General features: G+C 64.9%; 12 protein-coding genes. 6 read left to right on the plus strand and 6 right to left on the minus strand.

Going from position 1 to position 13644, the window contains the following annotated elements; translation table 11 throughout:
• Positions 1-56: 56 nt before the first annotated feature.
• The gene (locus tag ACZ1G8_RS05780) at positions 57-1046 is read right to left on the minus strand and encodes an NAD(P)H-quinone oxidoreductase (RefSeq protein ID WP_472680920.1); all 990 of its coding nucleotides are present in this window, start codon (positions 1044-1046) and stop codon (positions 57-59) included.
• Between the two features lie 123 nt (positions 1047-1169).
• On the opposite strand from ACZ1G8_RS05780, the gene ACZ1G8_RS05785 reads away from it, so the two are divergent.
• The 6 genes from ACZ1G8_RS05785 to ACZ1G8_RS05810 all read left to right on the plus strand — a co-directional run bounded on the left by ACZ1G8_RS05785 (position 1170) and on the right by ACZ1G8_RS05810 (position 9203).
• Positions 1170-1370: a DUF1192 domain-containing protein gene (locus tag ACZ1G8_RS05785; RefSeq protein ID WP_221427323.1), complete on the plus strand. Its 201-nt coding sequence runs from the start codon at positions 1170-1172 to the stop codon at positions 1368-1370.
• A gap of 130 nt (positions 1371-1500) precedes the next feature.
• Positions 1501-3900, plus strand: a complete 2400-nt coding sequence (clpA, locus tag ACZ1G8_RS05790) for an ATP-dependent Clp protease ATP-binding subunit ClpA (protein WP_472680922.1) — start codon at positions 1501-1503, stop codon at positions 3898-3900.
• Positions 3901-3969: 69 nt separating this feature from the next.
• A complete protein-coding gene (locus tag ACZ1G8_RS05795; protein ID WP_472680923.1) occupies positions 3970-6009 on the plus strand; it encodes a prolyl oligopeptidase family serine peptidase in 2040 nt (679 codons plus the stop codon).
• 34 nt (positions 6010-6043) lie between these two features.
• Positions 6044-7048: a ligase-associated DNA damage response exonuclease gene (locus tag ACZ1G8_RS05800; protein ID WP_472680925.1), complete on the plus strand. Its 1005-nt coding sequence runs from the start codon at positions 6044-6046 to the stop codon at positions 7046-7048.
• Positions 7049-7050: 2 nt separating this feature from the next.
• Positions 7051-8643 carry a cisplatin damage response ATP-dependent DNA ligase gene (locus ACZ1G8_RS05805; RefSeq protein WP_472680926.1) on the plus strand — a complete coding sequence of 531 codons (1593 nt, stop codon included), beginning with the start codon at positions 7051-7053 and terminating at the stop codon, positions 8641-8643.
• Between the two features lie 47 nt (positions 8644-8690).
• On the plus strand, positions 8691-9203 hold the full coding sequence (locus tag ACZ1G8_RS05810; protein ID WP_472680927.1) for a DUF1993 domain-containing protein: 513 nt from the start codon (positions 8691-8693) through the stop codon (positions 9201-9203).
• 7 nt (positions 9204-9210) lie between these two features.
• On the opposite strand, the gene ACZ1G8_RS05815 is transcribed toward ACZ1G8_RS05810, so the two are convergent.
• Genes ACZ1G8_RS05815 through ACZ1G8_RS05835 form a run of 5 tightly spaced genes read right to left on the minus strand, consistent with a single transcriptional unit; the run spans position 9211 to position 13470 of the window.
• Positions 9211-9780 (minus strand): gamma carbonic anhydrase family protein, encoded by a 570-nt coding sequence (locus ACZ1G8_RS05815; RefSeq protein ID WP_472680929.1) that lies wholly within the window; start codon positions 9778-9780, stop codon positions 9211-9213.
• Positions 9777-10334 (minus strand): GNAT family N-acetyltransferase, encoded by a 558-nt coding sequence (locus ACZ1G8_RS05820; RefSeq protein ID WP_472680931.1) that lies wholly within the window; start codon positions 10332-10334, stop codon positions 9777-9779. Before ACZ1G8_RS05820 ends, ACZ1G8_RS05815 begins: the two co-directional genes overlap by 4 nt.
• A complete protein-coding gene (locus tag ACZ1G8_RS05825; RefSeq protein WP_472680932.1) occupies positions 10327-10884 on the minus strand; it encodes a GNAT family N-acetyltransferase in 558 nt (185 codons plus the stop codon). The genes ACZ1G8_RS05820 and ACZ1G8_RS05825 overlap by 8 nt, the downstream gene beginning before the upstream one ends.
• Positions 10877-11875, minus strand: coding sequence for a porphobilinogen synthase (gene hemB, locus ACZ1G8_RS05830; protein WP_472680934.1), 999 nt, complete (start codon positions 11873-11875; stop codon positions 10877-10879). Before hemB ends, ACZ1G8_RS05825 begins: the two co-directional genes overlap by 8 nt.
• Positions 11876-11922: 47 nt before the next feature.
• A complete protein-coding gene (locus tag ACZ1G8_RS05835) occupies positions 11923-13470 on the minus strand; it encodes a peptidoglycan DD-metalloendopeptidase family protein (protein ID WP_472681205.1) in 1548 nt (515 codons plus the stop codon).
• Positions 13471-13644 lie beyond the last annotated feature (174 nt).

Here is a 13644-nt window from a genome sequence, read left to right on the forward strand (position 1 = left end):
TGTTACCGGAGAATCTCGTTTCCGTTACGGATTCAATGATTTGCTACAGATTGGCGTCAATCCGCCGCACGCACCTCGAGCACGATCTTGCCGATGTGATCGCCGCCCTCCATCCGCGCATGGGCCGCGCCCGCCTGTGCGAGCGGGAAGGTCTTGTCCATCACGGGAGCGATGGTGCGGTCCTCGAACAGCGGCCAAGCGTGGTTGTAGATCTCATCGGCGAGCAGCGCCTTGAACTCGTCCGAACGCGGGCGCAGCGTAGATCCGGTCAGCACTTGCCGCTTGCTCATCAGCTTGGCCATGTTGATTTCGGCCTTCAGCCCGCCGAGCACGGCGATAGTCACGTGGCGGCCATCCTCGGCAAGGCAGTCGAGATTGCGCTGGACATAGTCGCCCGACACCATGTCGAGAATGACGTCGACACCCCTGCCGCCGGTGAATTCGTTGGTCTTCTCGACGAAATCCTCGGTCTTGTAGTTGATCGCAAGGTCGGCGCCCAACTCGCGGGCGGCATTGCACTTTTCCTCGCTACCGGCAGTCGTGACCACATTCATCTCGAAGGCCTTGGCGAGCTGGATCGCCATGGTACCGATGCCCGAAGTGCCGCCATGCACGAGCAATGTCTCGCCATCGGCGGCGAAACCGCGCTCGAAGACATTGTGCCAGACGGTGAAGAGCGTTTCGGGGATCGCGGCGGCAGACGCCATGTCCATGTGCCGCGGAACGGTGAGGCAGTGCGCCGAATGCGCGAGGCAGTATTCGGCATATCCGCCGCCCGAAACGAGCGCGCAGACCTTGCGGTTGAGCATTTCGGGTGCAACGCCCTCGCCCACCGCGACGACCTTGCCCGACACCTCGAGCCCGGGAATCGGCGAAGCGCCCGGCGGCGGCGGGTAGAAGCCCTGCCGCTGGATGACGTCGGGACGGTTCACGCCTGCATGGCTGACCTCGATCAGGACCTGGCCCTCGCCGGGCTGCGGGACGGGCAATTCCTCAGCCCGGAGCACGTTCGGGCCGCCGGGCTGGTCGAAACCCATTGCAGTCATGGTCTTAGGTAAGCCGGTCGCCAAAGGAGCCCCCTCGAATGCGTGACGTCGTGCCGGAGAAACGGTGCATTACAGCGGGGGCGTGTTGACAGCAACCGGGCTGAGGAGGATTGTGTAGGGGCAATGGAAGACGACGATCGTCCACGCCCCAAAGGCGACGCCGCGAGCAAGCTCGCCGCCGAGGATCTCGGCCCATACTCGCAAGACGAGCTCCAGGAACGCATCGCCCTGCTCGAGCGCGAGATCGCACGGGTCGAATCGCACCGGCTGAAGGCCGCAGCGCACAGGGATGCTGCAGAATCGCTTTTCGGGCGAAAGGACTGAGCGTGGGCCGGACCCTTCCAAACCGGCGCCTCGTACCCATATCACCGGAACATACAGCTTTGGCTAACCTTCATAAGGTAGCCTGTCTTCCTCTCGCGAGTTTGCGAGTCCCCGCAGAAGTAGAGACCTGATGCCCAGTTTTGCTGCCAATCTTGAAAAGACCCTCCATGCCGCGCTGACCGATGCTGGCGAGCGCCGTCATGAATACGCCACGCTCGAGCACCTGCTGCTCGCGCTGATCGGCGACGAGGATGCTGCTCAGGTCATGGCCGCATGCGGCGTCGACACGGGCGAACTCGAAGCGGTGGTGAAGCAGTATCTCGAGCAGGAATACCAGTCGCTCAAGAGCGAGGACGGCGCCGATCCGCAACCGACTGCGGGATTCCAGCGCGTGATCCAGCGCGCGATCCTGCACGTCCAGTCCTCGGGCAAGGACACGGTGACCGGCGCAAACGTACTCGTCGCACTGTTCTCCGAGCGTGACAGCTACGCGGTCTATTTCCTCCAGCAGCAGGACATGAGCCGCCTCGACGCGGTGAGCTACATCAGCCACGGCATCGGCAAGGGTGGCAAGCAGGTCGAGAACAAGACCCCGCAGGGCGCAGCAGAAGGCGCAAATCCGGCCGAACAGGGCGCCGAGAGCGGCAAGCCCGGCGACAAGAAGGAAACCGCACTCGACCAGTTCACGGTCAACCTCAACCAGAAGGCCGAGGACGGCCGGATCGACCCGCTGATCGGCCGCGGGCCCGAGGTCGACCGCACGGTGCAGATCTTGTGCCGCCGTTCAAAGAACAACCCGCTCTACGTGGGCGATCCTGGCGTGGGTAAGACCGCGATCGCCGAAGGTCTCGCGCGCAAGATCGTCGAGGGCGACGTTCCAGACGTACTCGAGGACGCGGTGATCTATTCGCTCGACATGGGCGCGCTGCTTGCCGGTACGCGCTATCGCGGCGACTTCGAGGAACGCCTGAAGCAGGTCGTCTCCGAACTCGAAGACATGCCCGAGGCGATCCTCTTCATCGACGAGATCCACACGGTCATCGGCGCCGGCGCGACCAGCGGCGGGGCGATGGACGCCTCGAACCTCCTGAAGCCCGCGCTGTCGAGCGGGGCGATTCGCTGTATCGGATCAACGACTTACAAGGAATTCCGCAACCACTTCGAGAAGGACCGCGCATTGCTGCGGCGCTTCCAGAAGATCGACGTCAACGAACCGACGATCGAGGATACGGTTGCCATCCTCAAGGGACTACGCAGCGCCTTCGAGGAACACCACAAGGTCAAGTACACGCCCGACGCGCTCAAGACCGCGGTCGAGCTGTCGGCGCGCTACATCAACGACCGCAAGCTGCCCGACAAGGCGATCGACGTGATCGACGAGGTCGGCGCGATGCAAATGCTGGTCCCGCCCAGCCGCCGCAAGAAGAAGATCACCGCCAAGGAAATCGAGGCCGTGATCGCGACGATGGCGCGCATTCCGCCGAAATCGGTCAGCTCGGACGACAAGAAGGCGCTCGAGAACCTCGAACGCGACCTCAAGCACGTCGTCTTCGGCCAGGATCCGGCCGTCGAGAAGCTTGCGACCGCGATGAAGCTCAGCCGCGCAGGCCTGCGCGATCCGGACAAGCCGATCGGCTCGTTCCTGTTCTCGGGCCCGACCGGCGTCGGCAAGACCGAGGTCGCGCGCCAGCTCGCCTCGATCATGGGTATCGAGCTGAAGCGCTTCGACATGTCCGAATACATGGAGCGCCACAGCGTTTCACGCCTGATCGGTGCGCCTCCGGGCTATGTTGGTTACGATCAGGGCGGCCTTTTAACCGATGCGGTTGATCAGAACCCGCACTGCGTCCTCCTGCTCGACGAGATCGAGAAGGCGCACCCGGACCTGTTCAACATCCTCCTGCAGGTGATGGATAACGGCCGCCTGACCGACCATCACGGCAAGACGGTCGACTTCCGCAACGTGGTGCTCATCATGACCACCAATGCCGGCGCGTCCGACATGGCCAAGCAGGGTATCGGCTTCGGCGACGTGTCGAAGGAAGATGCGAGCGAGGAAGCGGTGAAGCGCATGTTCACCCCCGAGTTCCGCAACCGCCTCGATGCGATCGTACCCTTCGGCTATCTCAACAAGTCGACGGTGGCCCGCGTGGTCGACAAGTTCATCCTCCAGCTCGAACTGCAGCTGGCCGAGCAGAACGTCGACATCCAGTTCGACAAGGAAAGCCGCGCGTGGATGGCCGACAAGGGCTACGACAAGCTCTACGGTGCCCGCCCGATGGGCCGCCTGATCCAGGAAAGGATCAAGCAGCCGCTGGCCGAGGAACTGCTGTTCGGCAAGCTGGCCGATGGCGGCGAGGTCTCGGTGACGATGAAGGACGGCAAGCCCGCCTTCGAACTCACCCCCGCCCCGCCCAAGACCAAACCCGCCGCCAAGAAGAAGGCCGCGCCGAAGAAGAAGGCTCCGGCAAAGAAGAAGCCCGATGCCGGCGCGAGCGAGAGCAAGGGCGGCGACAAGGACGAGAGCTAAGCCACCGGACTCGCTTCGACAGCGCAAATGTGATTGAACCTCCCCCGCACCTGCAGGGGAGGTTTTTTCATGCGCAAAGCCATCGTTCTGGCTCTCTCACTCGGCATCGCGGCACCGGCTTACGCCCAGGACGCGAACGACCGGCACTTCACCGTCGACGACTTGTTCGGACTGACGGTGGCCGCCGATCCGCAGATCAGCCCCGATGGCAGGCAGGTCGCCTATGTCAGGCGCGCCAACGACATCATGACCGATGCGGCAGTCAGCTCGATCTGGATGGTCGATACTTCCAGCGGTGCGCAGACCCCGCTGGTTACGGGCGCAGGAGCGCATTTTGCACCGCGCTGGTCGCCCGACGGCTCGCGGCTCGCCTATGTCTCGACCGAAAGCGGCGGAGGACCCGAACTGCATGTGCGTTGGATGGCCAGCGGCGAGAGCGCGAACATCACCGCCCTGCCCGAAAGCCCGGGCAGCCTTAGCTGGTCGCCCGACGGCACGATGATCGCCTATACCGCGCGCGTGCCCGGCAAGCCCGTCTCGCTCGGCAAGCCCGCCAGCAAGCCGGAAGGCGCGCAGTGGAAGGCGCCGCCCGCGATCACGGATGCGGTGACCTATCGCTTCGACGGCGCCGGCTATCTCAAGCCCGGCTACACGCAGGTCTTCCTCGTCTCGGCCACGGGCGGTGCGCCGCGCCAGTTGACCTTCGGCGACCGCAACCACGATGGCCCCATTGAATGGATGCCCGACGGCAGCGCGCTCCTCATCAGCGGCAATCGCGACGAGAACTGGGAGCTCGCCGGCCTCGACACCGAGGTTTACGCGATCGACATCGCTAGCGGCGCGATCCGCGAACTCACCACACGCGATGGCATGGATGCCTCGCCGCAGGTCAGCCCCGACGGGCGCCGGATCGCCTATCTCGGCTTCGACGACGAGGGCCGCGATGCCCATATGGCAGGCCTCTACTTGATGGATGCCGACGGGACCAACCATCGCCGGATCGCCGCCGGTTTCGACCGCAGTTTCGACAGCCTCGAATGGACCGAGGCGGGCATTTTCGCGGGATATGAGGACGAAGGCGTCTACCGCGTGGCACGAGTCTCCACCTCCGGTTCGGTCGATCCGCTGCCCGCGCGCATCGCCAGCCCGGCCTACACCCGCCCTTATGTCGGCGGGCAGTGGTCGGTATCGGATCGCGGCGGTCTCGCCTTCACTTCCGGAAGTGCGACGCGGCCTGCCGATGTCTCGGTGCTGCGCGGCAACCGTTCGGTGCAGCTCACCCGGCTGAACGAGGTGTTCCTCTCGGGCAAGCAGCTCGGCGAGACCCGCGAAATTGCTGTCACCATGCCCGATGGCACGGATATCCCGAGCTGGATCCTCCTGCCGCCCGGTTATGTGGAGGGAACGCGCGTGCCCATGATCCTAGAGATCCATGGCGGCCCGCACGCCGCATATGGCGCGCATTTCGCGAGCGACTATCAGATCTACGCGAGCGCCGGATACGCCGTGCTCTTCACCAATCCCAGCGGCTCGTCGGGCTACGGTTCCGAGTTCCTCGGCGGCATCGACGGCACCTATCCCGAACCCAACGATGTCGAGCTGCTCGCCGCGGTCGATGCGGCAGTGGCAGCGGGCTATGCCGATTCCGACAACCTCTTCGTGACCGGCGGCTCGGGCGGCGGCATCCTCACCGCCTGGCTGGTAGGCAAGACCGATCGCTTTGCTGCTGCGGCCTCGAACAAGCCGGTCATCAACTGGACGACGATGGCGCTCGCGGCCGATGCCTATCCCTTCTTTGCGCGCTACTGGATGAAGGGCATGCCCTGGGAGAACCCGGAAGGATACTGGGCGCGCTCGCCGCTGGCGGCAGCCGACAAGATCAACACGCCCACGCTCGTGCTCGTCGCAGATGAGGATTACCGCACCCCGCGCTTCGAGGCAGAGCAGTTCTACGGTGCGCTCAAACTGCGCGGGGTCGACGCGGCGCTGCTCGTGACGCCCGGCGGCAGCCACGGCGATACGACCATGTCGCCGAGCCAGCTTGGGGCGAAGACCTCAGCCGTGGTCGCATGGTTCGACAAGTACCGGACCGACTCCGGAGCCGAATAGGAAACTTGCGCGCGCCCCCGCCGTTGAGACGGGGATGCGCGCGCCATTTTCCTGGATAAAGCCCGAACCGCACGGGATCTATATCGAGCCGGCCGATTGCTGGGTCGATCCCTCACGCGCGGTCGACAAGGCGCTGGTGACGCATGGCCATGCCGACCATGCGCGCGGCGGGCATGGCGAGACCGTGGCGACGCCCGAGACGCTGGCGATCATGGAGCTGCGCTACAACACGCGCGAGGGCGCAACGCCGGTCGAATATGGCGAGACCATCCGCCTCAAGGGCGGTGTCGATGCGACCTATATCCCGGCGGGCCATGTGCTCGGCAGCGCGCAGATCCTGCTCGAGCATGCGGGCGAGCGCGTGATCGTCACCGGTGACTACAAGCGACGCGAAGACCCGACCTGCCCGCCCTTCGAGGTGCAGAAGTGCGATATCTTCATCACCGAGGCGACCTTCGGCCTGCCGGTTTTCTGCCATCCGCCGATCGAGGAGGAGATGGCCAAGCTGCTCGACCGATTGCGGGCCCATCCCGATCGCTGCGTGCTCGTCGGCGCCTATGCGCTCGGCAAGGCGCAGCGCGTGATCGCGGAGCTGCGCCGCGCGGGCCATAAGGAGCCGATCTACCTCCATGGCGCGATGGAGAAGATGTGTCGCCTCTATGAAGAGCATGGAGTCGACCTCGGCGAGTTGAGGCTGGTTGCCGATCACGAGAAGGATGACATGCGCGGAGCGATCGTCGTTTGCCCGCCGTCGGCGCTCAACGACCGCTGGAGCCGCCGTCTGCCCGACCCGATCACCGCCATGGCCAGCGGCTGGATGCGCATCCGCCAGCGGGCGCGCCAGCGCAATGTCGAGCTTCCGCTGGTCATCTCCGACCATGCCGACTGGGGCGAACTCACGCGTACGATTCTGGAGGTCGACGCGCATGAGAACTGGATCACCCATGGCCGCGAGGATGCGCTGCTGCGGTGGTGCCAGCTCCACCAGCGCCGCGCCCGCGCGCTGGCTCTGGTCGGCTACGAGGACGAGGACGACTAGGCGTGGAAGAGTTCGCCGCCCTGATCGACGCGCTGGTCTACACGCGCAGCCGCAACGAAAAACTGCGACTGATCGCGGAGTATTTGCAAGCGACGCCCGATCCCGACCGTGGCTGGGCCTTAGCGGCGCTGTCCGACGGGCTCGACTTTCCCGCTGTGAAGAGCTCGACCATCCGCAACCTCTTGAAGGACCGGATCGACCCGGTGCTGTGGACGCTGAGCCGCGACTTCGTGGGCGATACGGCGGAAACCGCCAGCCTGCTTTGGCCCGCCCCTGAGGAACCGCCCTCCCCACCATCGGTCAGCGAGACGGTCGGCCTGCTTGACGCCATGAATCGAAAAACGGTCCTCACCGAATTGCCGCTGCTGATGGACCGGCTCGATGCCTCGGGGCGCTACGCGCTGCTCAAGCTGGCCACGGGCGGAATGCGGATCGGCGTCTCCTCGCGCCTCGCCAAGACGGCATTCGCGCAAGCCTTCGACGTCTCGGTCGACGAGGTCGAGGAGTACTGGCACGGGCTGAAGCCGCCCTACCCCGAATTATTCGCCTGGGCGGCGGACGGCGAAGATCCGCCCGATATCGAGAACCTGCCCACCTTCCGCCCCTTCATGCTCGCTCACCCGCTCGAAGAGACGGTTGTGGAACTCAATGACTATGCCGCCGAGTGGAAATGGGACGGCATTCGCGTGCAACTGGTGCGCGCCGGCGGTGAAACGCGGCTCTATTCTCGTTCGGGCGACGATATTTCGGCCACCTTCCCCGAATTGCTCGACGTGCTTCCGATGAACGCCGTGCTCGACGGCGAACTGCTGGTGCGCGGCAGCACGCAGGGCGGCGAGGCGGGCGGCGCGGCGAGTTTCAACGCGCTCCAGCAGCGGCTCGGGCGCAAGACCGTCTCGAAAAAGATGCTCGCCGAGTATCCGGCCTTCGTGCGCCTCTACGACGTCCTGCTGCTCGAAGGCGAAGACCTGCGCCCGCAGCCCTGGACCACACGGCGCGAGCGGCTCGAAGCACTGGCGTCACGCTTGCCGGTTTCGCATTTCGATATCAGCTCCGTAGTCGAAGCATCTGATTTCGAACACCTTTCCAGGATCCGCGAAGGCAGCCGCGAGGACGCCATCGAGGGACTGATGCTCAAGCGCAAGGACAGCCCCTACATTGCCGGGCGCCGCGTGGGATACTGGTACAAGTGGAAGCGCGACCCGCTGCTGGTCGACTGCGTGCTGATGTATGCACAGCGGGGCAGCGGCAAGCGGTCGAGCTTCTTCTCCGACTACACTTTCGGCTGCTGGAACGGCGATCCCGACAAGGGCGCGGACCTGCTGCCCGTCGGCAAGGCCTACTCGGGCTTCACCGATGAGGAGCTGAAGAAAATCGATCGCCACGTGCGCCAGAACACCATCAACCGCTTCGGGCCGGTGCGCGAAACCGAGAAGAAACTCGTCTTTGAAGTGGCTTTCGACAGCGTGCACGAGAGCAAGCGCCACAAGTCGGGTCTCGCCATGCGCTTCCCGCGTATCCACCGCATTCGGTGGGACAAGCCGCCGCACGAAGCCGATCGGATCGACGCCCTGCGCACCCTCATCGCAGATTGACGGCATGCTCCCAGCCGCTAACCCTTGGCGGCACACGGGAGACACGAATGACCCACAAGGATTTGATCGTAAACGCGCACCTCAACATGCTGGGGACGCTCGACGGATTGCTGGCCAAGGCGGCCGCGCACGAGAAGGGCGAGGCGCTGCTCGGCGCGAAGCTCGCCGACGACATGCTGCCGCTTTCAACCCAGGTGCGCTTCCTATGCAATATGCCCGGCGAGGCCATGGCGCGCCTTATCGGGCTCGACTTCACCTCGCGCGAGGAGGACCCCGAAACCATCGCCGAAGCGCGCGAGATGGTCGCGGCCTGCAAATCCGATATCGAGGGGTGGTCGCAGCAGGACTTTGTCGGCGAGGACGATGCCATCGAGATGGTCATCCCGAACGGCATGGCGTTCGACCTGACCGCAGGCGAATACGTGCGCGACTGGGCCGTGCCGCAGTTCTACTTCCACGCCACCACCGCCTATGCGATCCTGCGCAGCGAGGGGCTGGAGATCGGGAAAGCCGATTTCGTCGGCTACATGTTCAAATATCTGCGCCAGCCTGCGGGCTGAAGAGGCTTTACTCGCCCAGCGCCGCTGCGACGGCCTCGGCATGGTGCTTGGCGTTCTCCGCGTAATGCGCGGTGCCGATGCGCATGCCGGCAACGGCATTGTCGTCGAGATCGCGCATCTTGCGCGCGGGACGTCCGCCCCATAGCTCGCGCTCGCCCATGACCTTGCCTTCGGTAAGCATCGCGCCCGCCGCCAGCATGGCGTCGGAGCCGATGACTGCCTTGTTCATCGCGATGGCGCCGAGGCCGACGAAACCGCGGTCGTGAATCGTGCAGCCATGCACCATGGCCATGTGACCGATCAGAACGTCGTCACCGATGATGAGCGGACTTCCCTCCGGATCGCCCGGGCGCGGCGGGTCGCAATGGAGCACGCTGCCGTCCTGCACATTGCTGCGCTCGCCGATGACGATGCGGCTGACGTCGGCACGTAGCACGCAATTGTACCAGATCGAGCTTCCAGCGCCGATCGTGACGTCGCCGATGATCGTGCAGCCGGGCGCAATGAAGGCGCTCTCGTGGATCTGCGGCGTCTTGCCGTGGATCGGGACGATGTTGACGCCGGGACGTGTGGTCATTTCTGGCTCCCCCATTGCTCTTTTGTGAGCGAATACTGGATCGTGCGGCGATCCTCGGGCGGATAGTCCGGATCGTCGAAATCGAGGTCTTCGCGCCGCACCATGCCGAGTTTTTCCATCAGCTTCCAGCTTGGCACATTGGCTTCACTCGTCAGCGCCACGACATATGAGGCATCGACCCGGCCAAATGCCCATTCCAGCACGGCGCGCACCGCTTCTTCGGCAAGCCCAAGCCGCCAACGGTCCTGGCGGATGAGCCAGCCGATCTCGTGATCGCCCTGGTTGGGCGCGAGCGGGTTATCGACCAGCTTGATCCCCGCGTGGCCGACCAGTTCGCCGGTCGCTTTCTCGACCAGCATCAGGAAGCTGAAGCCGCGCGTCGCATACCACTGCATTGCCTTGGCATGCTTCGCTTCGATCTCGTGCAGTTCCTTGGGTCCGCCCAGCCGCGCCATGACCGCCTGCGTGTTGAGCACCCGGTACTGTTCGGCCGCGTCGCTTTCCTTGATCGTGCGCAGGATCAGCCGGTCGGTTTCGGCAATGATGTCAGCCACGCTGGGTTTTCCATGCTGCGCGGTCGATCGAATAGACGATGATGAGGGGATCATCGACGTCCCAGCTCGCATCCTCGAAGTCGAGATCAGGTCGGTGTTTCATGCCGAGCCGCTCCATCAGGCCCCAGCTCGGACCGTTCCCCTTAACAGTCAGCGCAACCACCTGCTCGGCGCCAAACCGGTCGAAGGCGAGGTCGAGCGAAGCGATGGCGGCTTCCTTTGCATAACCCTTGCCCCAGGCATCTTCGCGCAGGCGCCAGCCGACTTCCATCTCTCCGACCGGTCCGCCCTCCTGGTTGCAGCGCTTGAGGCCGCAGAAACCGAGCACGGCACCATCTTCCTTGCGTTCGACGAGCCAGAACGTGTGGCCGTGATCGCGCTTGTATCCGAGCAACCTGTCCTGCGCGCCCTGCCGCTTGGGCTCGTCGCAAACACCGCCGAGCCACTGCATGACGGCGGGCGTGTTCGTGCCTTCCCAGAAGCGCGGCCAGTCTTCATCGCGCCAGTCGCGCAGGACCACCCTGTCGGTCTCGTGGCGGAACTCAGCCATTCAACACGCGCGCGGCGAGCGGCGCATGATAGGTCAGCACGCCGGAACATCCGGCGCGCTTGAAGGCGACCAGCTTTTCCATGAGCAGCGCCTCCCGGTCGGCAACGCCTGCCGCGGCCCCGGCCTCGATCAGCGCATATTCGCCGCTGACCTGATAGGCGAAGACGGGCACGCCGAAGGCCTCCTTCGCACGCCAGATGACGTCGAGATAGGCAAGGCCCGGCTTCACCATCACGCTGTCGGCGCCCTCGGCGATGTCGAGCGCGATCTCGCGCAGCGCCTCGTCGGCATTCGCCGGGTCCATCTGGTAGCTCTTCTTGTCACCCTTCAGCAGGCCGCCCGAGCCCACGGCGTCACGAAACGGACCGTAGAAGGCGGAGGCGTATTTCGCCGCATAAGCCATAATCTGCGCATTGGGAAAATCGTTCATTTCCAATGCCATGCGGATCGATTTTACGCGGCCATCCATCATGTCCGAAGGCGCGATGATATCCGCACCTGCCTGCGCCTGGTTCAGCGCCTGGTCGACGAGTACTGCCACCGTGTCGTCATTGAGGACATAGCCGTGATCGTCGATCAGCCCGTCCTGCCCGTGGCTGGTATAGGGATCGAGCGCGACGTCGGTGAGAATGCCGACGTCCTTGCCGCATGCATCGCGCACGGCCTTAATCGCCTGGCACATGAGATTGTCCGGATTGAGCGCCTCGTCGCCCTTGTCGCCGCGCTTGTCCGCGGGAGTGTTCGGGAACAGGGCGACGCAGGGAATGCCGAGCTCGACCGCTTCCTTTGCGCGCTTCGCAATCCCGTCGACCGACCAGCGCGATACGCCGGGCAGGCTGGCGACGGGTTCTTCCACGCCGCTCCCGCTTGTCACGAAGAGAGGCCAGATCAGGTCCGCGGGCGTGAGCACGGTTTCGCGGTGCATCGCACGGCTCCAGCCGTGGGCGCGAGTGCGGCGCATGCGGGTCGCAGGATAGCTTGCATTGGTCATGGACCGAAGCCTTGCCGCAAAGCGCGGGGCTTAGCAATCGGGCCAGGTCAGCCGATCTTGCGGGGCCGGTCGAGCTTGTCGATCTCGCGGGCGGGCTCTTCGCTCGCCGCTTCGGCTTCAGTCGGGGAAAGATCAGCCAGCGCAGCGCCTTCTTCGACCTTCTTGAGGTTCTGCAGCGTGTCGCGGAACTTGGTGAGATCCTCGCCCGAGAGCTGGCGGCGCGTGACGAAGCTGACCGAAGCCGGGTTCACGTGCTTGCCGCCGCGGTACATCTCGTAGTGCAGGTGTGGGCCGGTCGACAGGCCGGTCGAACCAACATAGCCGATCACCTGTCCGCGTCGGACGCTTTCACCGCGACGAACCGAGATGCGGCTCATGTGGCAGTAGCGCGTGTCGATTCCGTTGCCGTGGCGCAGGCGCACGGCGTTGCCGCAACCACCCATCCGGCCAGCGCCGGTCACGCGGCCATCGGTCACGGCGACGATCGGCGTGCCATGACGCGCGCGAAAATCGACGCCTGCGTGCATGCGGCGATAGCCGAGGATCGGGTGGCGGCGCATGCCGTAGCGCGAACTCATCGGGCCGGGCACGGGTGCCATCAGGCCGCCCTTTTCCTCGCCTTCGCCATCGGCGCTGTAGAACTCGCCGTTCTTGCCCCAGCGCATCAGCTGCACGCCGTTGCGCGATCCGCGCTCGAGACCTGCAAACAAAAGCTGGCCTGCCTGGCGTTCGCCGGTGGCGGCGCGGCGATGCGAGATGATCATATCGAACTGGTCGGTCGAACGCACGTCGCGCTGGAGGTTCACTTCCTGGCCGACCGCCTTGAGGTAGGCCTGGATCGCGCTCGCGGGGGCTCCGGCGGCGCGCGCCGAGCGGTAGAGGCTGTCGCCCACGGTGCCGCGGATGCGCAGCGGGGTCTCGTCGACGCGGATGAGGCGGCGGGTGAGCGCGAGCGGGCCTTCTTCGTCGAGACGTGCGACCTTGAGTTCGAGGTCGAAACGCGCGCGCAGGTTGAGCTGGTCGAGCGGGCGACTTTCGCCCGGGGCTGGGCGGCGTCCGAGGGTGATGTCGATCTGCGTGCCCGGTTCGATATCCTCGAGGTCGACGGCCCTACCGATCAGCGATGCGACCTCGTCGGCTTCCTCGCGGCTGACGCCTGCACGGCGCAGCGTGCGGTCGAGGCTGTCGCCGCGACCGAGCGTCGCCAGCATCTGCATCTGCGGGCGTTCGGGCGCTTCGGCGAGCGGACGGACCAGCGCGGTCGGTCCCATTCGGCGACCGGTATCGGCGCCGAGGCCGAGCGGCGTGATCATGTGACTGCGGTATTCGCCGCGTACTTCGGCGTCGTCGGGCAGCGGCGAAGCTGCTTCGAGCGGGGCGAAGTCGGGCCAGAACGCCAGCGCAACCACAGATAGGCCGACGAAGGTGCCGAGGCCGCGGAACCAGCGGCGCGAGCCGATGTCCGAGCCGAGGTCGGGCGCGATATCGAGAGCTTCTATGCGTGCGTAGGCCTTTTCGCGAAGCTGGCGAATGGCCGAGGAGGGATTGCGCGATTCATCGCCGGCAGGCGCGTGGCCCGCTGCTTCGAATGCCATCGAATACTGCTGGGTCTGGTCCTTGCTGGACTGATCCACCAAAATTCCCTCCGCCGCGGACCGGCCGGCACCATCCTGTGCCTTGGCGTTCGATCCATCTGCATGAATGACGTGAATCCATAAGGAAACAAAGTAAAGGGCGAATTAACGGACAGCACTGCTCGGACATAGGAA

Source organism: Qipengyuania sp. BR81-2 (genome assembly GCF_055693895.1).